Annotated in this window: 20 protein-coding genes; 8 read left to right on the top strand and 12 right to left on the bottom strand. The window is 72.2% G+C overall.

The window, feature by feature from the left end; all coding sequences use genetic code 11:
* Positions 1-65 precede the first annotated feature (65 nt).
* The gene (locus ACFXG1_RS20945) at positions 66-2627 is read right to left on the bottom strand and encodes an FHA domain-containing protein (RefSeq protein WP_384710152.1); all 2562 of its coding nucleotides are present in this window, start codon (positions 2625-2627) and stop codon (positions 66-68) included.
* Between the two features lie 208 nt (positions 2628-2835).
* On the opposite strand from ACFXG1_RS20945, the gene ACFXG1_RS20940 reads away from it, so the two are divergent.
* Both ACFXG1_RS20940 and serB read left to right on the top strand, forming a co-directional pair.
* Positions 2836-4548: a streptophobe family protein gene (locus ACFXG1_RS20940; protein ID WP_384710155.1), complete on the top strand. Its 1713-nt coding sequence runs from the start codon at positions 2836-2838 to the stop codon at positions 4546-4548.
* A gap of 64 nt (positions 4549-4612) precedes the next feature.
* Positions 4613-5902, top strand: coding sequence for a phosphoserine phosphatase SerB (gene serB / locus ACFXG1_RS20935; protein WP_384744047.1), 1290 nt, complete (start codon positions 4613-4615; stop codon positions 5900-5902).
* A 102-nt stretch (positions 5903-6004) separates the two neighbouring features.
* Here the strand turns inward: serB and ACFXG1_RS20930 are convergent, their stop codons facing one another.
* The 4 genes from ACFXG1_RS20930 to ACFXG1_RS20915 form a co-directional block, all read right to left on the bottom strand.
* Positions 6005-6565, bottom strand: coding sequence for a SixA phosphatase family protein (locus ACFXG1_RS20930; RefSeq protein WP_384722154.1), 561 nt, complete (start codon positions 6563-6565; stop codon positions 6005-6007).
* A 110-nt stretch (positions 6566-6675) separates the two neighbouring features.
* The gene (locus ACFXG1_RS20925) at positions 6676-6873 is read right to left on the bottom strand and encodes a hypothetical protein (RefSeq protein WP_384722157.1); all 198 of its coding nucleotides are present in this window, start codon (positions 6871-6873) and stop codon (positions 6676-6678) included.
* A gap of 213 nt (positions 6874-7086) precedes the next feature.
* The gene (locus ACFXG1_RS20920) at positions 7087-7209 is read right to left on the bottom strand and encodes an SGM_5486 family transporter-associated protein (protein WP_384722160.1); all 123 of its coding nucleotides are present in this window, start codon (positions 7207-7209) and stop codon (positions 7087-7089) included.
* A gap of 4 nt (positions 7210-7213) precedes the next feature.
* The gene (locus ACFXG1_RS20915) at positions 7214-8557 is read right to left on the bottom strand and encodes a CynX/NimT family MFS transporter (RefSeq protein ID WP_384722164.1); all 1344 of its coding nucleotides are present in this window, start codon (positions 8555-8557) and stop codon (positions 7214-7216) included.
* 269 nt (positions 8558-8826) lie between these two features.
* Here ACFXG1_RS20915 and ACFXG1_RS20910 point away from each other — a divergent pair, with 269 nt between their 5' ends.
* Complete coding sequence (locus ACFXG1_RS20910; protein WP_384721146.1) at positions 8827-9513, top strand: FadR/GntR family transcriptional regulator; 687 nt, start codon at positions 8827-8829, stop codon at positions 9511-9513.
* Here the strand turns inward: ACFXG1_RS20910 and ACFXG1_RS20905 are convergent.
* The 3 genes from ACFXG1_RS20905 to fabG form a co-directional block, all read right to left on the bottom strand.
* On the bottom strand, positions 9476-9880 hold the full coding sequence (locus ACFXG1_RS20905) for a hypothetical protein (RefSeq protein ID WP_384721143.1): 405 nt from the start codon (positions 9878-9880) through the stop codon (positions 9476-9478). The genes ACFXG1_RS20910 and ACFXG1_RS20905 overlap by 38 nt on opposite strands.
* A gap of 180 nt (positions 9881-10060) precedes the next feature.
* The gene (gene fabI / locus ACFXG1_RS20900) at positions 10061-10837 is read right to left on the bottom strand and encodes an enoyl-ACP reductase FabI (protein ID WP_384721140.1); all 777 of its coding nucleotides are present in this window, start codon (positions 10835-10837) and stop codon (positions 10061-10063) included.
* 5 nt (positions 10838-10842) lie between these two features.
* Complete coding sequence (fabG, locus tag ACFXG1_RS20895) at positions 10843-11547, bottom strand: 3-oxoacyl-[acyl-carrier-protein] reductase (RefSeq protein ID WP_384721137.1); 705 nt, start codon at positions 11545-11547, stop codon at positions 10843-10845.
* A gap of 347 nt (positions 11548-11894) precedes the next feature.
* On the opposite strand from fabG, the gene ACFXG1_RS20890 reads away from it, so the two are divergent.
* From ACFXG1_RS20890 to tyrS, 3 genes are all read left to right on the top strand, one after another.
* Complete coding sequence (locus tag ACFXG1_RS20890) at positions 11895-13418, top strand: TldD/PmbA family protein (protein WP_384744043.1); 1524 nt, start codon at positions 11895-11897, stop codon at positions 13416-13418.
* A gap of 88 nt (positions 13419-13506) precedes the next feature.
* Entirely contained in the window at positions 13507-14898 is a 1392-nt protein-coding gene (locus ACFXG1_RS20885; protein ID WP_384717227.1) for a metallopeptidase TldD-related protein, read from the top strand.
* 136 nt (positions 14899-15034) lie between these two features.
* Positions 15035-16300 (top strand): tyrosine--tRNA ligase, encoded by a 1266-nt coding sequence (gene tyrS / locus ACFXG1_RS20880; protein WP_384717224.1) that lies wholly within the window; start codon positions 15035-15037, stop codon positions 16298-16300.
* Between the two features lie 120 nt (positions 16301-16420).
* Here the strand turns inward: tyrS and ACFXG1_RS20875 are convergent, their stop codons facing one another.
* The gene (locus ACFXG1_RS20875) at positions 16421-16696 is read right to left on the bottom strand and encodes a GlsB/YeaQ/YmgE family stress response membrane protein (protein ID WP_384717221.1); all 276 of its coding nucleotides are present in this window, start codon (positions 16694-16696) and stop codon (positions 16421-16423) included.
* A gap of 192 nt (positions 16697-16888) precedes the next feature.
* On the opposite strand from ACFXG1_RS20875, the gene ACFXG1_RS20870 reads away from it, so the two are divergent.
* Positions 16889-17263, top strand: a complete 375-nt coding sequence (locus ACFXG1_RS20870) for a DUF3099 domain-containing protein (RefSeq protein WP_384717218.1) — start codon at positions 16889-16891, stop codon at positions 17261-17263.
* A gap of 165 nt (positions 17264-17428) precedes the next feature.
* Entirely contained in the window at positions 17429-17653 is a 225-nt protein-coding gene (locus tag ACFXG1_RS20865) for a hypothetical protein (protein ID WP_384717235.1), read from the top strand.
* A gap of 91 nt (positions 17654-17744) precedes the next feature.
* Here ACFXG1_RS20865 and moaA read toward each other — a convergent pair whose 3' ends face one another.
* From moaA to ACFXG1_RS20850, 3 genes are all read right to left on the bottom strand, one after another.
* The gene (moaA, locus tag ACFXG1_RS20860) at positions 17745-18734 is read right to left on the bottom strand and encodes a GTP 3',8-cyclase MoaA (RefSeq protein WP_384717232.1); all 990 of its coding nucleotides are present in this window, start codon (positions 18732-18734) and stop codon (positions 17745-17747) included.
* Between the two features lie 208 nt (positions 18735-18942).
* Positions 18943-20565 (bottom strand): cation acetate symporter, encoded by a 1623-nt coding sequence (locus tag ACFXG1_RS20855; RefSeq protein ID WP_384722292.1) that lies wholly within the window; start codon positions 20563-20565, stop codon positions 18943-18945.
* On the bottom strand, positions 20562-20930 hold the full coding sequence (locus ACFXG1_RS20850; RefSeq protein WP_384744039.1) for a DUF485 domain-containing protein: 369 nt from the start codon (positions 20928-20930) through the stop codon (positions 20562-20564). The genes ACFXG1_RS20855 and ACFXG1_RS20850 overlap by 4 nt, the downstream gene beginning before the upstream one ends.
* Between the last annotated feature and the right edge of the window lie 83 nt (positions 20931-21013).

The raw sequence follows: 21013 nt of genomic DNA, 5'->3' as shown, positions 1-21013 counted from the left end.
GGCACCCCGCGACGGGGTGCCGCCCTTCCGGCGTCCGGGCTCGTACGGTGCGGTGCGCGGTGGCGCTACTTGCGCATGACCTCCGGCTCGTGGCGGCGCAGCAGCCGGGCGACCACGAAGCCGCAGACCACGCCGATGGCGAGCAGGACGCCGATATTGAACCCCCACTGGCTCACGGTGCTCTCCCACAGCGGATCGGTGTCCCCGGGATTCTTGAGGTCCCAGGGCGGCATCAGGCTGCCGAGGTCGAGCGTGGCGGCCACACCGCCGATCGCCCACCGCGAGGGCATCAGATACGCGAACTGCTCCAGTCCGGGCGAGCCGTAGATCTTGAACAGCACACCGGTGAAGACGACCTGCACGATGGCGAACATCACCAGCAGCGGCATGGTCTTCTCGGCGGTCTTGACCAGGGACGAGATCACCAGGCCGAACATCATCGAGGTGAAGCCGAGGGCGATGACCGCCAGACACATCTCGACCGCCGGCGGCATCAGCAGGCCCTGGTCGGGCAGCTCGCGGGTGGCGAAGCCGATACCGCAGATGATCACACCCTGGAGGGCGGTGATCGTTCCGAGGACGATCACCTTGGACATCAGATACGCGGAGCGTGACAGGCCGGTCGCGCGTTCCCGTTCGTAGATCACCCGTTCCTTGATCAGCTCACGGACCGAGTTCGCCGCGCCGGAGAAGCACATCCCGACCGCGATGATCAGCATGATCGTTCCGGCGTCCCCGTTGAACGGGGTCTTCCCGTCGTCCGGCGCGGTCAGCCCGAACTTGGCCGGGATGACGACGCTCACCAGGCCGAGGACGGCCGGCAGGATCACCATCAGCCCCATGAAGCCCTTGTCGGAGCCGATGACGGAGAGATAGCGGCGGATCAGGGTGAAGAGCTGGGCGCCCCAGCTCTGCGGCTTCGGCGGCCGGATCTGCCGGGGAGCGGCCTGGGCGGCCTGGGCCGGGGCGGCGGCCTGGTCGGCGTCCGCGGCGTAGAGGCCGTAGTGCTGGGAGCCGCGCCAGCGGCCCGCCCAGTCGTAGTCCCGGTAGTTCTCGAAGGCGGAGAACACATCGGCCCAGGTGTCGTAGCCGAAGAAGTTGAGCGCCTCGTCCGGCGGGCCGAAGTAGGCGACGGAGCCGCCGGGCGCCATCACCAGCAGCTTGTCGCAGAGGCTCAGCTCGGCAACCGAGTGCGTGACCACCAGGACGGTGCGGCCGTCGTCGGCGAGGCCGCGCAGCAGCTGCATCACATCGCGGTCCATACCCGGGTCGAGTCCGGACGTCGGCTCGTCGAGGAAGATCAGGGACGGCTTGGTGAGCAGTTCGAGGGCGACGGAGACCCGCTTGCGCTGGCCGCCGGAGAGGGCCGTGATCTTCTTGTCGCGGTGGATGTCGAGCTTCAGCTCGCGCAGCACCTCCTCGATCCGGGCCTCGCGCTCGGCCGCCGCGGTGTCGCCGGGGAAGCGGAGCTTGGCGGCGTACCGCAGCGCCTTCCGTACGGTCAGCTCCTTGTGGAGGATGTCGTCCTGCGGTACGAGACCGATGCGCTGGCGCAGCTCGGCGAACTGCTTGTAGAGGCTGCGCCGGTCGTACAGGACCTCGCCCTCGTTGGCCGGGCGGTAGCCGGTGAGCGCCTTGAGGAGGGTCGACTTGCCGGAGCCCGACGGGCCGATCACGGCGACCAGCGACTTCTCGGGGACGCCGAAGGAGACGTCGCGGAGGATCTGCTTGCCGCCGTCGACGGTGACGGTGAGATGGCGGGCCGAGAAGGAGACCTCACCGGTGTCGACGAACTCCTCCAGCCGGTCGCCGACGACGCGGAAGGTGGAGTGGCCGATGCCCACGATGTCGTGGGGGCCGATGAGGACCGTGGCCGATTTGGCCATCGGCTGGCCGTTGACGTAGGTGCCGTTGTGGGAGCCCAGGTCGCGCAGTTGGAAGCGGCCGTCGGGCGTGGCGGTGAACTCGGCGTGGTGCCGCGAGACCTGGAGGTCGGAGACGACGAGTTCGTTCTCCAGGGCGCGGCCGATCCGCATCACCCGGCCCAGTGCCAGCTGGTGGAACGTGGTGGGGCTGCGGTCCGCGTGCGGGCCCTGGCCCTGATGGCCGCCGCCGGGACCACCGGGACCACTCGGGCCGCCGGGGCCGCCGGGACCGGGCTGGGCGGGTACGTGCGGCAGCGGATGTTGCTGTTGCTGTTGCTGCGGGGCTATGTGCTGATGGCCCGAGGCGGCCGGCCAGCCGTGCGGGGCCGGTGCCGCCTGGGCTTGGGCAGGTGCCCGGACCGGGGCCTGAGCCGGGGCCTGGGCCGGGGCCTGGGCCGACTGCGCGGCCGGCGGTGCGGTCAGCGTCAGGAGCGGGCCGTCCGTCGCGTTCCCCAGCCGGACCACCGACCCGGCCCCGAGGTCCGTCTGATGGACCCGGTGCCCCTCCGTATACGTGCCGTTGGTGCTGCCGTGGTCCTCGATGATCCAGGCCCGTCCGCCCCACCGGATACTGGCGTGCCGCCAGGAGACCCGGGCGTCGTCGAAGACCACGTCCCCCTGCGGATCCCGCCCCAGGGTGTACGTCCTGGACGGATCGAGCGTCCAGGACCTGCCATTCCATTCCAGTACGAGTTCCCGCACTCCACGCCCCACTAGCTTGTCCCCCGAATTACCCCCGTGCCAGGGAGTCTAGGGATGGCGAATATCGGGGGGAACTATTTCAGGCGCGGCACCGGAGACGGAAACCGGGCCGGTGGAGACGCGGACCGCCGGACGCGTAGGGCCGGTTGACGGCCGTGGTCACCGGCCCGACAGTGGAAGGCGTCCATCGGACGGATCGGGGGGTCTCGTGGCGGGCACGGACGGTTCGACCGAGGGACGGGGCGCGGGCGGCGCGGGCGGTGGTGCCGGGCGCGGCGGACGGCCGCGAAGGACGGCCGCCGGTGGGCGGGGGCTGCCCTGGGACGACGTCCTGCTCTCCGCCGTCGCCGCGGTCGGCTGGGCGTTCGTCGCCATGGCGGGAGTGGCGGCCCTGGGCCTGTGGCTGCTGGGCGCCGACTCCGAGAGTCGGCTCGGGCCGATGACGGCGGCCGTGGTGGTGCTCGCGGTGGGCGGTTCGGTGAGCCCGGCGGGCGATCTCTCCGTCTTCGGCCTGGAGGGCGCGGGGGCGCGTACGGCGGTGGACATCGCGCCGCTGGGGGTGACCCTGGTGGGCGCGCTGCTGCTGGCGGTCGTCTTCCTGCGCTCGTTACGGCGCGCGGGCGCGGTGTCGTGGCGGGAGCTGGCGGCCCGGGCGGGCGCGGTGGTGGTGCTGTTCGCGGGGACCACGGCGGGGCTGGCCTGGGCGGGCCGGGACGTCGTGACCTTCGACGGCGCCCGGCTGGTCCCGGACGGGGGCGGTACCGGGTCGGACGGGCCCGGCCTGGGCGACCTGGGCGACCTCGGGGATCTGCGGTTGCCGGACGACCTCGGCGACCTGGGACGGCTCGGGGACTCCGCCGGCGGCTTCCTGCCCGGCCGGCTGGCCGAGCTGGTGGAGGCCGAGGCATCGGTCGGATTCCGGGTGGAGGCCGTGGACTCGGTCCTGGGCGCGCTGGTGTACGCCACCGGGATCGTCCTGATCGCGCTGCTGGCGGGCCGGGTGGCGCTGCCCGGCGCCTGGGGCCGGTTCCACGACCGGGCCGGGCCCGCCGCTTCGGCGCTGGTCGCGGTCTGCCTGGGCGCCGTCGTCGCGGGGTACGCGGCGGCGGCGTACGCGGCGGTCGGCGACGAGCACCCCCGGCTGATCGGCGGGGCCGCCCTGCTGGGGGCGCCCAACGGGGTGTGGCTCGGGATACCGCTCGGGCTGTTCGTGCCGGCCGACGGGCGGGCGGACGGCGCGCTGGCCCGGGCGGCGCTGCCGGATCCGCTGGACGAGTTCTTCCGGGGCGCCGACGGCGAACCCGCGACGGTGGCCCGGCTGGCGGAGCTGGACGGCCGGGTATGGCTGCTGGCGGTCGCCGCCGCGGTGCTGATGCTGCACGCGGGGGTGCTGGCGGCGGCCCGGACCCCGTTCGGGGGGCATGGCGCGGGCGGATTCGCGGTCCGGTGCGCGCTGTGGCTCGGCGCGCTCTCGGCGGTGGCGCTGCCCCTGCTGGTCCTGCTGACGGAGGTCTCGGTGGGGGCGTCGCTCTCGGTGCTGGGCTTCGACGCGTTCGGCGCCGGGATCGAGGTGGCGGGCCGTCCCGGACAGGCGGCGGCACTGGGCGCCGTATGGGGTGCGGGAGCGGGTGGCGCGGGGGCGCTGCTGGTGTACGCGGCGGGGCTGCGGGGGCGGGGCCGGCCGGTCGCGGAGCCCGTACCGCCGGACGGGGATCCGGGGCCGGGCGGTCCGGCGGGACCCGGTGGTCCGGCGGGCCCGGGAGGGGGGCCTGGAGGGGGTCCGGGAGGGGGTCCGTACGACATGGGCGGTCCTTACGGCCCCGGGGGCCCGGGGAGCGGCCCGTACGATCCGGCGCCGCCGTACCGTCCGCCGAATCCGGCGACCAATCCCTATCTGCGACGGCCCCCGGACACCCGGTGAACGGTGTCCAGTCTCCGGGACACGGCGTCTCGCAGTGACGTTTCGCGGATACGGTGGGACCACCATGAGCGCTTCGCAGAGTTCCGATGTACGTACCCTTCTGGTCAAGATCTTCGGGAAGGACAGGCCCGGGATCACCGCCGGTCTGTTCGACACCCTCGCCGCCTACGCGGTCGACGTCGTCGATATCGAGCAGGTCGTCTCCCGGGGCCGTCTGGTGCTGTGCGCCCTGGTCACCGCGCCGGTGACGGAGGGGGCCGACGAGGGCGAGCTGAGGGCGACCGTCCACAGCTGGGCGGAGTCCATGAAACTCCAGGCCGAGATCATCTCGGGTACGGGCGACAACCGGCCGCGTGGCGTCGGGCGCTCCCATGTCACGGTGCTGGGGCATCCGCTGACGGCGGAGGCGACCGCGGCGATAGCGGCCACGATCACCGGGACCGGGGGGAACATCGACCGGATCTTCCGGCTGGCCAAGTACCCCGTGACGGCGGTGGAGTTCGCGGTGTCGGGCGTGGCCACCGAGGCGCTGCGCACGGCGCTGGCGACCGAGTCGGCGGAGATCGGGGTCGATGTGGCCGTGGTCTCGGCCGGGCTGCACCGGCGGGCGCAGCGGCTGGTGGTCATGGATGTGGACTCGACCCTGATCCAGGACGAGGTCATCGAGTTGTTCGCCGCGCACGCCGGCTGCGAGGAGCAGGTCGCCGAGGTGACGGCCACCGCGATGCGGGGCGAGCTGGACTTCGAGCAGTCGCTGCACGCCCGGGTGGCGCTGCTGGCGGGTCTCGACGCCTCGGTGGTGGAGAAGGTACGGGCCGAGGTGCGGCTGACGCCGGGGGCGCGGACGCTGATCCGGACGCTGAAGCGGCTCGGTTTCCAGGTGGGGGTCGTCTCCGGTGGGTTCACCCAGGTGACGGATGATCTGAAGGAGCGTCTCGGGCTCGACTTCGCCTCGGCGAACACCCTGGAGATCGTGGACGGGCGGCTGACGGGCCGGGTCACCGGGGAGATCGTCGACCGGGCGGGCAAGGCCAGGCTGCTGCGGCGGTTCGCGGCGGAGGCCGGGGTGCCGCTGGCGCAGACGGTCGCGATCGGCGACGGCGCCAACGATCTGGACATGCTGAACGCGGCCGGTCTCGGAGTGGCGTTCAACGCCAAGCCGGTGGTCCGCGAGGCCGCCCATACGGCGGTGAACGTGCCGTTCCTCGACACCGTGCTGTATCTGCTGGGCATCACCCGCGAGGAGGTGGAGGCCGCCGACGCGGAGGCGGCGGCCCTCGGCTCCGGCGGGTCCGGCGAGTCCTACGGGCCCGGCGAGTCCGGCGAGTCCGGCGAGTCCGGTTCCGCGGGCTGAGCCCGTCCGGGCGGCCGCCGTAGCGGTGGTCCGCTCCCCTGTACGGAGAAGGGCCCCGGCGCGATCCGTCGCGCCGGGGCCGCTGTCGTTGCGGTCCGGGGCTCAGGGGTGGGGCGTCCAGAATTCGGTGAGCGTGCCGACGCCGTGTTCCACGGACTTCCAGGAGCCGGTGAAGCCGATGACCGCGAAGGCCGAGGTCGGGAAGCCGCTGCGGTTCATCCGGGGCAGCAGATCCCCGTCGGCCTCGCCCGCCAGGGCGTCGGCCAGGGCGTGCATCCCGGGGTTGTGGCCGATCAGGACGAGGTCCGAGACCTCGTCGGACACCTCGTTCACCAGTGCGATCAGTTCGCCGAGCGACGCTTCGTAGAGCCGCTCCTCGTAGACCGTGCGGGGGCGGTGGGGCAGCTCGCCGACTGCCAGCTTCCAGGTCTCGCGGGTTCTGGCCGCGGAGGAGCAGAGGGCGAGGTCGAAGCTGATCCCGGTGTCGGCGAGCCGGCGCCCGGCGACGGGGGCGTCCTTACGGCCCCGCTCGGCGAGGGGCCGCTCGTGGTCGGACACCTCGGGCCAGTCGGCCTTCGCGTGCCTGAGGAGCACGATCCTGCGGGAGTCGGTGGATCCAGGGGAGTCGGAGGCTGCCCCTCCGGAAGACGTGGCGACGCTCATGTCTCCCAGCTTCGCACGAAACGGGCCAGTGGGCGCGGGGTGTTGACGTCCCGCTTTCCCGCGGAAGCGCACCCGGAGGCGGCGGAACCCGAGCACGGCGCGGCAGGGGGTCAGTGGGAGAGCAGCTGGCGGAGGTACTCCACCATCGGGGCGATGACCGGCTGCCCGTTCGCCGCCTCGGCCCGGGCCGGTTCGGCGATCAGGGCGAGCAGCAGCGCGAAGGCGAGCACCGGAAGGGCGATCCCCCACCACGGCAGTCGGCTGCCGACGCCGCGGGTCGGCGAAGGGCTGGGGAGATGGGCGGACATGGACGCCTCCTCGGGCTGGTCCGCGGCTGGGGGTGGGGTGTTCTCCACCCTAGGGACCGCGGTCGCCCGCTCCCATCCGGCGACCCACCCACTCGACCCTGAGACCAGCCCCCTAGGGGATGGTGGGGACAACCCCACCATCCGCCGCCGGGGGCGCCACCGCGCCCGGTCCCGTGAGGTCCGCGCCCGGTCCCGTGAGGTCCGGCAACCGGCCTATCCGGGCGAGGCGATGGTGGCGATGATGCCGACCACGACGAAGAAGCCGATCATCGTCGCGAAGACGAGGAGAAGCTTCCGCTGGCCGTTCTGAGGGTTCGGTTCGAGAACTGGCTGCATGGCCTCAGTCTCGCATCCCCGTCTCGTCCTCGATCGTCCGGTCCCGCCCCGCGAGCACCCCGAGGACGATCTGCGGCACCAGCAGCCCCGCCATCAGCGTCAGCGGCAGGTCCCAGCCGCCGCTCCGCTCGTACAGCACACCGACGAGCAGCGGCCCGGGTACGGAGATCAGATAGCCGGTGGACTGGGCGAAGGCGGAGAGCCTGACCACTCCGGCGGCCGAGCGCGACCGCATGCCGATCATCGTCAGCGCGAGGGGGAAGGCGCAGTTGGAGATCCCGAGGAGCAGCGCCCACGCCCAGGCGCCCCCGGCGGGGGCGACGAGGAGTCCGGTGTAGCCGGTGAGTCCGCTGAGCCCGAGGACCACCACGATCGGGCCCTGGGTGCGGAACCGGGCGGCGAGCCGGGGGATGACGAAGGCGAGCGGTACGCCCATGACCATGGTGACGGCGAGCAGCACCCCGGCGGTCCCGGCGGGTACGCCCGCGTCCCGGAAGATCTGCGGCATCCAGCCCATGGTGATGTACGCGCCGGTGGCCTGGAGTCCGAAGAATCCGGCGAGCGCCCAGGCGGTGCGGCTGCGGACGATGCCCCCCGCGGGGCGGTCCGGGGCGGTTCCGGCGGGCGCCGGGTCCGGGGCCGCGGCCGGAGACAGGTCAGGAGCCTGGGGTGTGCGGGGACTCCGACCGCGTACGACCAGGACCCAGGGGACGACGGCGACGACGGCGAGCGCGCCCCAGACCGCGAGCCCGGTGCGCCAGCCGCCGCCCAGGGCCGCCGTCAGCGGCACGGTGCCGGCCGCGGCGACGGAGGTGCCGATGGCCAGGGCCATGGAGTAGAGGCCGGTCATGGTGCCGACGCGGTCGGGAAAGTACCGCTTGACGATCACCGGCATCAGGACATTGCTCACGGCGATGCCGACGAGCGCGAGCGCCGTGGCGGCGAGGAAGCCGGGGGTGCCGCCCGCGAAGGGGCGGAGCAGCAGTCCGGCGGCGATGGCGGCCAGGCCGGCGCAGACGACGGCGGCGGGGCCGTGGCGGCGGGCCAGCCGGGGCGCGGCGATCCCGAAGACGGCGAAGGTGACGGCGGGGACCGAGGTGAGGAGTCCGGCGACGGTGCCGCTCATGCCGAGTCCGGTACGGACCTCTTCCAGCAGGGCGCCGAGGCTGGTGATTGCGGGCCGGAGGTTGAGGGCGGCGAGGACGACGGCGACCATGACGAGCCGGGCGAACCAGACCGTGCCGGGGGTGCCGGGCGCGGGTGGGGCGGCGTCGGTCGGGGCGGTCTCCCGCGCGGGTTCGGCCGGGGCGCGGACGGCGGTGGCGGGGGCGGCGGGCTCGTCGGACATGGCTCCATCATAGAATCATGGGATGATTGGTCGTCCACCTCGGCCGACCGTCGTCGTTGATCATCGGCCCGTGATCCGTCAGCCTGTGACCCACCGGTTCCGGCGGTCGGCGCTGTCGCGGGCACCGGCACCCGGCCACCGGTGGCCGGTCCGCCGATCCGGCACCGGTGGCCGATCCGCCGGTCCGCCGTCCCCGACCGGACCGGACCGGACCGGACGGCCCCGGTCCGCCCGCTCGCCCGCTCGCCCGCTCGCCACCAGGAGCATCCATGTCGTTGACCTCCCCCCGGCGCTCGGGGCTCACCGATCAGGTGATCGCCCAGCTGCGGAACCAGATCACCTCCGGTGAGTGGCCGGTCGGCTCGCGTATCCCCACCGAACCGGAGCTGGTCGAACAGCTCGGTGTGGCGAGGAACACGGTCCGGGAGGCGGTACGCGCCCTGGCCCACAACGGGCTGCTGGACATCCGCCAGGGCTCGGGGACGTACGTCGTCGCGACGAGTGAGCTGGCGGGGGTGATGCAGCGCCGCTTCGCCGGCGCCTCCCGCCGGCATGTCGCCGAGGTCCGCTCCGCCCTGGAGGCCACCGCGGCCCGGCTGGCCGCCGAGCGGCGCACCGAACGCGATCTCGGTCAGCTCGACACCCTGCTGGACCGCCGGGAGGAGGCGTGGCGCGGCGGGGACGCCGGGCGGTTCGTCGCCGCCGACATGACGTTCCACCTGGCCGTGGTCGCCGCCGCGCACAACGACGTACTCGGCGAGTTGTACGCGGACCTCGGCGATGTCGTACGGGACCGGCTGGCCGACAATGTGGGGCCCGAGCTGCGGCCCGAGCACCATATGGACCACGCGGCGCTGGTAGCGGCGATCCGCGCGGGCGACGGCGACAAGGCGGCGGCCGAGGCGGCGAGCTACCCCTTCATCTGTCCGAGCGGCCCCCGAACGGCAGATGGGTGACCCAGACCGCGCGGATCCCCTGCCAGCAGCGGTCGGTCAGTTCCACGTACTGGGCCGCGCCCACGTCGACGGGCGGGCCGTCGACGTCGACGTCCCACCAGTTGTCGCACTCGATGTGCAGCCGGACCCGGTCGGTCACCGGATAGGGGTTGTGGCAGTACGCGGTGGCGCGCGAGCCTTCGGTCTCGGTACGGCACTCCGCCTGGTACGTCCGCGCGGACCCGGCCGGCGGGCTCTCCCCCGGTCCCGGCGCGTCCGCCGCCGGCCTGCCCTGCGACACGGCGTCGGGCACCGCCCCCACCAGGACGGCGGCCAGGGTCAGCAGGGGCGCGACGAGGGCCCGTGCGGCGCGCTGGGTCGTACGCACTGACGAGACCTCCTCGGCCGTACGGCGGCCCGCAGGACCGCGGCTGCACCACAAGGGGGATGGCCTCTCCACCCTCCCCCGGGGTACGGTCCGCCGCACCCGCCGGGGGCCGAACGGGCGACGCCCCGTCCCCCGCGTACTGCGGGAAGCGGGGCGTCGTACGCCGTACGCGGGAGCCGGTCAGGCACCCATCATGTGGACGCCGCCGTCCACGTGGACGACCGAGCCGGTGGTCCGGGGGAAGAAGTCCGACAGCAGGCCCACGATGCCGCGGCCGGCGGGCTCCGGGTCCGTCAGGTCCCAGCCGATCGGCGCCCGGTGGTTCCAGATGTCGGCCAGGTCCTCGAAGCCGGGGATCGACTTGGCCGCCATCGACTTCAGCGGACCGGCGGAGACCAGGTTGCAGCGGATGCCCTGGGGGCCCAGGTCGCGCGCGAGGTAGCGGTTGGTGGACTCCAGGGCCGCCTTGGCGACACCCATCCAGTTGTACTTCGGCCAGGCGACGGTGGCGTCGAAGGTGAGGCCGACGATCGCGCCGCCCTCCTCCTCCATCAGCGGCAGGCACGCCATCGCGAGCGCCTTGTAGGAGAAGGCGGAGACATGGACGGCGGTGGAGACGTCCTCCCAGGAGGCGTTCAGGAAGTCGAAGGCGCCCTGGGGGCCGAAGGCGATCGAGTGGACGATGCCGTCGAGCCGCCCGGATTCGTCGCGGGAGTGCTCCCGGACCCGGTCCGCGAGCCCGTCGAGGTGCTCCTGGTTGGTGACGTCCAGCTCGATCACCGGCACGGGCTCGGGCAGCCGCTTGGCGATGCGCTCGACGAGGGAGAGCCGGCCGAAGCCGGTGAGGATGACCTCGGCGCCCTGCTCCTGCGCCACTTTCGCGGCGTGGAAGGCGATGGAGGAGTCGGTGAGAACACCCGTGACGAGGATGCGCTTGCCCGCGAGGATTCCGCTCATGCTGATCAGTGACCCATGCCCAATCCGCCGTCAACGGGAATGACGGCTCCGGTGATGTACGAGGCGTCGTCGGACGCGAGGAAGCGCACCGCGGCGGCGATCTCCTCCGGCTGGGCGTAACGGCCGACCGGCACCTGGGCGAGGATGCCCGTGCGCTGCTCGTCGCTGAGCGCCTGCGTCATGTCGGTGTCGACGAAGCCGGGCGCGACGACGTTGAAGGTGATGTTCCGCGAGCCCAGCTCGCGGGCGAGGGAGCGGGCGAAGCCCACCAGACCGGCCTTGGAGGCGGCGTAGTTGGCCTGCCCGGCGGAGCCGAGGAGTCCGACGACGGACGAGATGAGGACGACGCGGCCCTTCCTCGCCCGCAGCATCGCGCGGTTGGCGCGCTTCACCACCCGGAACGTGCCGGTGAGGTTGGTGTCGAGGACGGAGACGAAGTCCTCCTCGGTCATCCGCATCAGCAGCTGGTCGCGGGTGATGCCGGCATTGGCTACCAGGACCTCGACCGGACCGTGCTTCTCCTCGATCTCCTTGTACGCCTGCTCCACCTGCTCGGCGTCGGTGATGTCGCACCGGACCGCGAGGAAGCCCTCCGGGGGCTCGCCGGAGCGGTAGGTGATCGCTACCTTGTCCCCCAAGTCGGCGAAGGCGCGGGCGATGGCGAGGCCGATGCCCCGGTTTCCTCCGGTGACAAGAACCGAGCGGCTCAACGGTTCACCCTTTCGATCGACGGACTGGTACTCCCGAGTACCCCCCGAAACTATCGGTCCGGGGCGGCTCCCGGAGAATCGGGCCCTGACAGCGCCTTCGACGCGGCACTGTCGGATCCCTACAGAAGTCCGGGAGGGGTTCCCGCGGAGATCCGGTCGGACGGGTGTACGAGAACGGCCGGTCCGGGAGGCGGCTCACCGCGGTGGGCGGGACCGGGGCGCACGGCCCCGGGGCCGCCGTCCGGTGGCCGGGTAAAGGAGCTGGGCAACGGCCGCCTCCCGCGACATGATCGGGCACGACCGGTACGGGGAAGGCGAACCGCCGGTCTCGACGACAGGAGACATTGGTGCCTCATTCCATCGACGCGGCGTTCACGGCGCTGCCGCTGCGCGCGCTCGCCGACGCGGCACTGGCCCGGGCCCGGGCCCTCGGCGCCGATCACGCCGACTTCCGGCTGGAACGCGTCCGCAGCGCCTCCTGGCGGCTGCGCGACGCCCGCCCGGCGGGTTCGTCCGACACCACCGATCTCGGCTACGCGGTCCGGGTGGTGCACGGCGGGGCCTGGGGCTTCGCCTCCGGGGTCGATCTGACCATGGACGCGGCGGCCCGGGTGGCCGGTCAGGCGGTGGCGATGGCGAAGCTGTCGGCCCGGGTGATCGCGGCGGCGGGTTCGGACGAGCGGGTGGAGCTGGCCGACGAGCCGGTGCACGCGGACCGTACCTGGGTCTCCTCGTACGAGATCGACCCCTTCGACGTCCCCGGCGCGGAGAAGGCGGCCCTGCTCACCGAGTGGAGCGCCGGGCTGCTGGCCGCCGACGGGGTCGCGCACGTCGACGCGTCCCTGCTCACGGTGCGGGAGAACAAGTTCTACGCGGACACCGCCGGGACCGTCACCACCCAGCAGCGGGTCCGGCTGCACCCCGAGTTCACGGCCGTCGCGGTGGACGAGACGACCGGCGAGTTCGACTCGATGCGCACGATCGCGCCCCCGGCGGGCCGCGGCTGGGAGTATCTGACAGGTACGGGCTGGGACTGGGGCTCCGAGCTGGAGCGGATCCCGGAGCTGCTGGCGGAGAAGATGCGCGCGCCGAGCGTCGAGGCGGGCCGCTACGACCTGGTCGTCGACCCGTCGAACCTCTGGCTGACGATCCACGAGTCCATCGGCCACGCCACCGAGCTGGACCGGGCGCTGGGGTACGAGGCGGCGTACGCGGGCACCTCGTTCGCCACCTTCGACCAGCTGGGGACGTTGGAGTACGGCTCGTCGGTGATGAACGTGACCGGTGACCGGACCGCGGAGCACGGCCTGGCGACCATCGGCTACGACGACGAGGGCGTCGCGGCCCAGTCCTGGAACCTGATCGAAGACGGCAGGCTGGTGGGGTACCAGCTGGACCGGCGGATCGCGAAGCTGACCGGTCTCGGCCGGTCCAACGGCTGCGCCTACGCCGACTCCCCGGCGCATGTCCCGGTACAGCGGATGGCGAATGTGTCGCTCCGGCCGGCGCCGGGCGGACTGTCGACGGAGGACCTGATCGGCGGGGTCGAGCGGGGCATCTATGTCGTCGGGGACCGGTCGTGGTCCATCGACATGCAGCGCTACAACTTCCAGTTCACCGGCCAGCGGTTCTTCCGGATCGAGAACGGCCGCCTCGCGGGGCAGCTGCGGGACGTCGCGTACCAGGCCACGACCACGGATTTCTGGGGCTCGATGGAGCAGGTCGGCGGCCCGCAGACGTATGTGCTCGGCGGGGCGTTCAACTGCGGCAAGGCCCAGCCGGGCCAGGTCGCCGCGGTCTCCCACGGCTGCCCCTCCGCCCTCTTCCGCGGGGTCGACATCCTGAACACCACGCAGGAGGCCGGACGGTGACCGGAACACCGGAGCACCACCCCTGCCGGGGGTCCGGGGGGCGTCCCCCGGGCAAGCACAGCCTGAACACGACGCAGGAGGCCGGCCGATGAGCCGTAGCACCAAGCCGCACGAGATCGTCGAGCGGGCCCTGGAACTGTCCACCGCCGACGGCTGTGTCGTCATCGCGGACGAGCACTCCACCGCCAATCTGCGGTGGGCGGCGAACGCGCTCACCACCAACGGGGTCACCCGGGGCCGGACGCTCACCGTCGTCGCGACCGTCGACGGCGCCGAGGGGACCGCGTCGGGCGTGGTGTCGCGGTCGGCCGTCACCGACGCCGATCTGGAGCCGCTGGTACGGGCCGCGGAGGCGGCCGCCCGGGCCGCCGGGCCCGCCGAGGACGCCCAGCCGCTGGTGGTCGGCGGCTCCCCCGATCCGGCCTTCACCGAGGCGCCCGTCGAGACCTCGTCGGCGGTCTTCGAGCGGTTCGCCCCGGCGCTGGGCGAGTCGTTCGCCCGGGCCCGCGCGGGCGGGCGGGAGCTGTACGGGTTCGCCAACCACGAGCTGACCTCGACCTATCTGGGGACCTCCACCGGGCTGCGGCTGCGGCACGATCAGCCCAACGGCACGCTGGAGCTGAACGCGAAGTCCCCGGACCGCTCCCGGTCCGCCTGGGCCGGGCGCTCCACCCGCGACTTCCGGGATGTGGACCCCGCGGAGCTGGACGCCGAGCTGGAGACCCGGCTGACCTGGGCCGAGCGGCGGATCGAGCTGCCCGCCGGGCGGTACGAGACCCTGCTGCCGCCCACGGCCGTCGCCGATCTGCTGATCTACCAGCTGTGGTCGTCCGCGGCCCGGGACGCGGCCGAGGGCCGTACCGTCTTCTCCCGGCCGGGCGGCGGGACCCGGATCGGGGAGCGGCTGAGCCCCCTGCCGCTGACGCTGCGGAGCGATCCGCGCGAGCCGGGTCTGGAGTCGTCGCCGTTCGTGATCGCGCACTCGTCGGGCGACGACGCCTCGGTCTTCGACAACGGGCTGCCGGTGGGCGCCACGGACTGGATCCGGGCCGGAAAGCTGGAGCGGCTGACGACCACCCGGCACAGCGCCGGTCTCACCGGTCTTCCGGTGTCGCCGGGCGCGGGCAATCTGATCCTCGACGGCGGCGGCGACCGGTCCCTGGAGGAGATGGCCGCGTCGACGGAGCGCGGGCTGCTGCTGACCTGCCTCTGGTACATCCGGGAGGTCGATCCGGCGACCCTGCTGCTGACCGGTCTTACCAGGGACGGCGTCTATCTCGTCGAGGGCGGTGAGGTGGTGGGCGCGGTGAACAACTTCCGGTTCAACGAGTCGCCCGTCGATCTGCTCTCGCGGGCCGTGGAGGCGGGCCGTACGGAGCGGACGCTGCCGCGCGAGTGGGGCGACTGGTTCACCCGGGCCGCGATGCCCCCGCTGCGGGTCCCCGATTTCAATATGAGTTCGGTGAGCCGGGGCGTATAACCTCGAAGGGGCACGGCGCGCCCCTCGGGTGTGCGCCGCCGCCGTCCCGCGCGTCGGGACACGTGGCGCGTATGACGCGCGTCACACCTGTTGGCATCGTTTGTATGGATCGCAGAACCGAGGAGACACGAGAGTCGTGACGGACATCGTCGACGAGCTGCGGTGGCGCGGGCTGATCGCCCAATCCACCGACGAGGACGCATTGCGCAAGGCGTTCGCGGACGGTCCCGTCACGTTCTATTGCGGTTTCGACCCGACCGCGCCCAGTCTGCACCTGGGGAACCTGGTGCAGATCCTCACCATGCGCCGGATCCAGCAGGCGGGCCACCGTCCGCTGGGCCTGGTCGGCGGGGCGACCGGGCTGATCGGCGACCCGAAGCCGACCGCGGAGCGGACGCTGAACGACCCGGAGACCGTCGCGGCCTGGGTCGGGCGGGTGCGCGGCCAGATCGAGCGGTTCCTCGACTTCGAGGGCCCGAACGCGGCCACCATGGTCAACAACCTGGACTGGACGCAGGGCCTGTCGGCGATCGACTTCCTGCGGGACGTCGGGAAGTACTTCCGGGTGAACAAGATGATCGCGAAGGAGGCGGTCGCCCGGCGGCTGAACTCCGACGCGGGCATCAGCTACACCGAGTTCAGCTACCAGATCCTGCAGGGCATGGACTACCTGGAGCTGTACCGGCGGTACGGCTGCGTCCTGCAGACCGGCGGCAGCGACCAGTGGGGCAATCTGACCGCCGGTACGGATCTGATCCACCGGGTCGACCCCGAGGCGCGGGTCCACGCGCTGGCCATTCCGCTGATCACCAAGGCGGACGGCACCAAGTTCGGCAAGACGGAGTCGGGCACGGTCTGGCTGGATCCCGAGCGGACCACCCCGTACGCCTTCTACCAGTTCTGTCTGAACGCGGACGACCGGGACGTCGCCAAGTTCCTGCGGATCTTCAGCTTCCGGTCCCGTGCGGAGATCGAGGAGCTGGAGCGGCTGACGGAGGAGCGTCCGCAGGCGCGGGCCGCCCAGCGGGCGCTGGCCGAGGAACTGACGACGCTGGTGCACGGCGCCGACCAGTGCGCGGCGGCGGAGAACGCGTCGAAGGCGCTGTTCGGCCAGGCGGAGCTGGCGGAGCTGGACGAGCCGACGCTGCGGGCGGCGCTCGCCGAGCTGCCGCGGGTCCGGGTCGCCGAGCCGGGCACGGTGGTCGACCTCTTCGCCGAGGTGGGTCTGGTCGCCAGCAAGTCGGCGGCCCGGCGGACCGTGAAGGAGGGCGGGGCCTACGTGAACAACGTCAAGGTCACGGCCGAGGACGCGGTGGTCACGGCGGACGAGCTGCTGCACGGCCGCTGGCTGGTGCTGCGCCGGGGCAAGAAGAACCTGGCGGCCGTGGAGATCGGCGCGTAGCGGGCGGTCCTCGCACGCGGGAACGCGGTACGTAGCGGGCGGTCCGCGCACGCGTGAACGCGGGACGTAGCGGAGAACGGGTCCGCGCGGCGGGTGCCGCGCGGACCGGTCGCCCCGGGGTCAGGCCCGCTGTCTGTTGCCCCGCATCGCGATCCACGCCCGGTCCCCCAGAAAGACGAGGATGATCGCGGCGCCCAGCTGGAACGCGTGGCGGCTCCAGTCGATACCGGCGGTCTCCGCCACTCCCAGTCCGGCCGCGATCCAGTTGCCGATCACGGCGCCACCGATGCCGCAGATGGTGGCGAGCCACAAGGGAAGATGCTGTTTGCCCGGCAGGATCAGCTTGGCGAGCAGACCCAGCACGAATCCCACGATGATCGCCCACAACCAGCCCATGGCTGCCTCCTCGTCAGGCTCTGCGTGAGCAGGTACGCCGCCATTCTGGGCCTTTCCGCCAAATGGCGCATGTCGGGTCGGCCGTCCGTGGCTCCCCCGGTCTCGTGGGGCGCCGGTCACCGGCGTACCGTGGTCCCGGCGGAACGGGGAGTGTTCCGGAGTGTTCCGCGGACGACAGGCGGTGGAGATGTGATGCGTCAGCGGGTGGGCACGGAGGTCTTCAGGATCACCGGGGCACGTCAGGGGCTGACCGAGGACGTCCGGGGGCGACAGCGCCGGTACATCGTCTCGATGACGGTACGCACCGTGTCGTTCGTGGCCGCGGCCGTCCTGTGGAACGTCCAGCGCCCGGTGGCGATCGTGGCGATCGTGCTCGGGATGCTGCTCCCCTATGTGGCGGTCGTCCTCGCCAACGCGGGCCGGGAGAAACCCCCCGCACTGCCGTCGACCTTCGCTCTCCCGGCGGTCCCGGCCGCCCTGGGGCCGGGCTCCGCGGCGGGCGCCGGCCCGGCGGCCGGGGACCGCTCCCAAGGCTCGGCAACGGCCGGGAAAACGTCGGATCAATAGTTCAAGTTCCGGTGCACGACGGCCCGTTGGCCGTGACATACTGCCTACGCGCTCCGCATCCCCCGTCGGAGCGACGGACCGACGCCGGGCAGCTCCCCCCGTGGCTGCTCGGCGTCGCCTTGAGCGGGCACATGCGTGGAGAATATGCCGGTGCTTATCGACCCGGTGAACGACGAGAATCCCATCTGCTCCGCCAAGGGCTGCCGTACGGCCGCCGTATGGGTGCTGGCGTGGAACAACCCCAAGCTGCACACCCCCGAGCGCCGCAAGACCTGGCTCGCCTGTGACGAGCACCGCGAGCATCTGTCGCAGTTCCTCGGGGTCCGCGGCTTCCTGAAGGAGGTCGTGGCCTTCCAGGAGTGGCACGACCGCCCCGGCGCCGACGGCTGAGGCCCGGACGGGGGCGGGACCCGGGGCGGACGAGGACGGACGGACGGGGAGGGGGCGGACGGGGGCGGGACCCGGCGCCCGGGGTACCCGGTCACCCGCCGATGGCCGACATCGGCCGGTCCGGCTGGAGGAACGCGGGATCGTCGAGGCCCGAGCCCGCCTTCTTGCCCCGCATCGCCAGCCGCCAGATCCCGGCTATCTCCTCGTCCGGCCGGCCGTCCCGCAGGGCGGCCCGCAGATCGGTCTCCTCACGGGCGAAGAGGCAGGTCCGCACCTGGCCGTCGGCGGTGAGCCGGGTACGGTCGCAGGCGGCGCAGAACGGGCGGGTGACCGAGGCGATCACTCCCACGCGATGGGGCCCGCCGTCCACGGTCCAGCGTTCGGCGGGGGCGGAGCCGCGGTCGTCCTCGCCCGCGGGTGTGAGCGTGAAACGGGTCCGCAGGGATGTCAGCACGTCCCCGGCTGTGATCATGCCGTCGCGCTGCCAGCCGTGCTGGGCGTCGAGCGGCATCTGTTCGATGAAACGCAGCTCGTAGTCGTGTTCGACGGCCCAGGCCAGCAGGTCGGGGGCCTCGTCGTCGTTGAGCCCCGGCATCAGGACGGCATTGACCTTGACGGGGTCGAGTCCGGCGGCCCGGGCGGCCCGCAGCCCCTCCAGGACGTCCCGGTGGCGGTCCCTGCGGGTGAGGGTCTTGAAGACCTCGGGCCGCAGGGTGTCGAGGGAGACATTGACCCGGTCGAGGCCGGCGGCCTTCAGCGCCGTCGCGGTACGGGCGAGTCCGATGCCGTTGGTGGTGAGGGAGATCCGGGGGCGCGGGTCGAGCGCGGCGCAGCGCTCCACGATGCCGGCGAGTCCGGGCCGCAGCAGCGGTTCGCCGCCGGTGAACCGGACCTCGGTGATACCGAGGTCGGTGACGGCGATCCGGACCAGCCGGACGATCTCCTCGTCGTCGAGGAGATCCGGTTTGGCGAGCCACCGCAGCCCTTCCTCGGGCATGCAGTAGGTGCACCGCAGATTGCACCGATCGGTCAACGAGACCCGAAGGTCCGTGGCCACCCGGCCGTAGGTGTCGACGAGCACGGTCGGGCCTCCTCCCCCGATGAGACGGACGGACAGGGCGACGGGGTACCGCATCCCGGAACCCGACGTCCGTTCCGAGCCTACGTCAGGGCTGTGACAAGACCGCCGCCTCGGGCGGCGACCGGGGGCGGGGGCGCGGCCGTATCGCGTACCGCCGATACGGCCGCTCCCCGTCACCGGCCCTGTGTCGTGGCTGTGGTCGGGCAGGTCAGTGCGCGCCGACGCCGGTGAGGGACTTGACCTCCAGTTCGGCGTACTTGCCCGCGTCCGGCTTCTCCTTGGTGAGGACGGAGCCGAGCCAGCCGAGGAGGAAGCCGAGGGGGATGGAGACCAGGCCGGGGTTCTCCAGCGGGAACCAGTAGAAGTCGACGCTCTTGAACATCGACGTGGGCTTGCCCGAGACCACCGGCGAGAAGATCACCAGCACCACGGAGGAGATCAGTCCGCCGTAGATGGACCAGAGCGCGCCCTGGGTGGTGAACCGCTTCCAGAAGAGGCTGTAGAGGATCGTCGGCAGGTTCGCGGACGCGGCGACCGCGAAGGCGAGGGCGACGAGCCCGGCGACATTGAGGTCGCGGGCGAGGGCGCCGAGCGCGATGGAGGCGACGCCGATGGCGACGGTCGCCCAGCGGGCCGCGCGTACCTCTTCCTTCTCGGTGGCCTGCCCCTTGCGGATGACGTTGGCGTAGATGTCGTGGGCGAAGGAGGACGACGAGGCGAGGGTGAGGCCCGCGACGACGGCGAGGATGGTGGCGAAGGCGACGGCGGAGATCACCGCGAGCAGGATCGCGCCGGCCGTCGAGTCGGTGCCGCCCAGATGGAGCGCGAGCAGCGGTGCCGCCGTGTTGCCCGCCTTGTTGGACGCGGTGATCTCGCCCTGTCCCACGATGGCCGCGGCGCCGAAGCCGAGGGCGATCGTCATCAGATAGAACGTGCCGATGATGCCGATCGCCCAGAGCACGGACTTACGGGCGGCCTGGGCGGTGGGCACGGTGTAGAAGCGGATGAGGATGTGCGGCAGTCCGGCGGTGCCGAGGACGAGGGCGATGCCGAGGGAGAGGAAGTCCAGCTTGGAGGTGCCCGTGGCGCCGTACTTCAGCCCCGGCTCCAGGAACGCGGCGCCGTGGCCGCTCTGCTCGGCGGCGGTGCCGAGGAGGTCGGAGATGTTGAAGTCGAACTTCAGCAGGACCAGGAAGGTGATGAGCAGGGTGCCCGCGATGAGGAGCACGGCCTTCACCATCTGGACCCAGGTGGTGCCCTTCATCCCGCCGATGGTGACGTAGAGGATCATGATCAGGCCGACGAGGGCGACGATGAGGACCTTGCCGGTGTCGCTGGTGATGCCGAGAAGCAGGGAGACCAGGACGCCCGCGCCGGCCATCTGGGCGAGCAGGTAGAAGATGGAGACCACGATCGTGGAGGTCCCGGCGGCGGTACGGACCGGGCGCTGCCGCATCCGGTAGGCGAGGACGTCGCCCATGGTGAACCGGCCGGAGTTGCGGAGCGGTTCGGCGACCAGCAGCAGGGCGACCAGCCAGGCGACGAGGAAGCCGATGGAGTAGAGGAAGCCGTCGTAGCCGAAGAGGGCGATGGCGCCCGCGATGCCGAGGAAGGACGCGGCGGACATGTAGTCGCCGGAGATCGCGAGCCCGTTCTGGAAGCCGGTGAACTGCCGTCCGCCGGCGTAGAAGTCGGCGGCGCTCTTGGTCTGCCGCCCGGCCCAGACGGTGATGATCAGGGTGGCGACGACGAAGAGGCCGAACAGGGTGATGATCAGCGGCCGGTGCTCGGTGGTCGCGCTCTCGGCGGCGAGGTGGAGTGAGTGGTTCACGCCCCGGCCTCCATCCGGGCCTTGATCGCCTCGGCCTTGGGGTCGAGTTCGCGCGCCGCGTGCCGTGCGTACCACCAGGCGATGAGGAAGGTGGTGAGGAACTGGGCGAGGCCGAGGACGAGCGCCACATTGATGTTGCCGAAGAGCTTGGTGCCCATGAAGTCGCCCGCGTAGTTCGACAGCAGGACGTAGACCAGGTACCAGGCGACGAAGGCGATCGTCAGGGGGAAGGCGAAGGAGCGGTAGGAGCGGCGCAGTTCGCCGAACTCCGCGCTCCGCTGCATCTCGGCGAAGCTCTCGGTGGTGGGCTGGGCGGGGACGGAGGCGGTGGAGCTCGCGGGTGGCGGCGGTGCGTCGGTGGTCACGGACTCTCCTGTTGACGCCGGGGTCGTCGGCAGATGGCTTGACAATCCAGACAAAGCGGGCCTCGGTATTTCGGGGGGTCGGG

The organism is Streptomyces sp. NPDC059248, assembly GCF_042753905.1.
In the GTDB taxonomy this organism is placed as follows: Bacteria; Actinomycetota; Actinomycetes; order Streptomycetales; family Streptomycetaceae; genus Streptomyces.
This window is presented reverse-complemented; position numbering and strand designations above follow the sequence as displayed.

Bases quoted from the DNA above. Each gene is read 5' to 3' on its own strand.
- serB (WP_384744047.1), top strand. From the start codon at position 4,613: ATGAGCGCTTCGCAGAGTTCCGATGTACGTACCCTTCTGGTCAAGATC.
- ACFXG1_RS20930 (WP_384722154.1), bottom strand. From the start codon at position 6,565: ATGAGCGTCGCCACGTCTTCCGGAGGGGCAGCCTCCGACTCCCCTGGA.
- ACFXG1_RS20925 (WP_384722157.1), bottom strand. From the start codon at position 6,873: ATGTCCGCCCATCTCCCCAGCCCTTCGCCGACCCGCGGCGTCGGCAGC.
- ACFXG1_RS20920 (WP_384722160.1), bottom strand. From the start codon at position 7,209: ATGCAGCCAGTTCTCGAACCGAACCCTCAGAACGGCCAGCGGAAGCTT.
- ACFXG1_RS20915 (WP_384722164.1), bottom strand. From the start codon at position 8,557: ATGTCCGACGAGCCCGCCGCCCCCGCCACCGCCGTCCGCGCCCCGGCC.
- ACFXG1_RS20910 (WP_384721146.1), top strand. From the start codon at position 8,827: ATGTCGTTGACCTCCCCCCGGCGCTCGGGGCTCACCGATCAGGTGATC.
- fabI (WP_384721140.1), bottom strand. From the start codon at position 10,837: ATGAGCGGAATCCTCGCGGGCAAGCGCATCCTCGTCACGGGTGTTCTC.
- ACFXG1_RS20885 (WP_384717227.1), top strand. From the start codon at position 13,507: ATGAGCCGTAGCACCAAGCCGCACGAGATCGTCGAGCGGGCCCTGGAA.
- ACFXG1_RS20875 (WP_384717221.1), bottom strand. From the start codon at position 16,696: ATGGGCTGGTTGTGGGCGATCATCGTGGGATTCGTGCTGGGTCTGCTC.
- ACFXG1_RS20870 (WP_384717218.1), top strand. From the start codon at position 16,889: ATGCGTCAGCGGGTGGGCACGGAGGTCTTCAGGATCACCGGGGCACGT.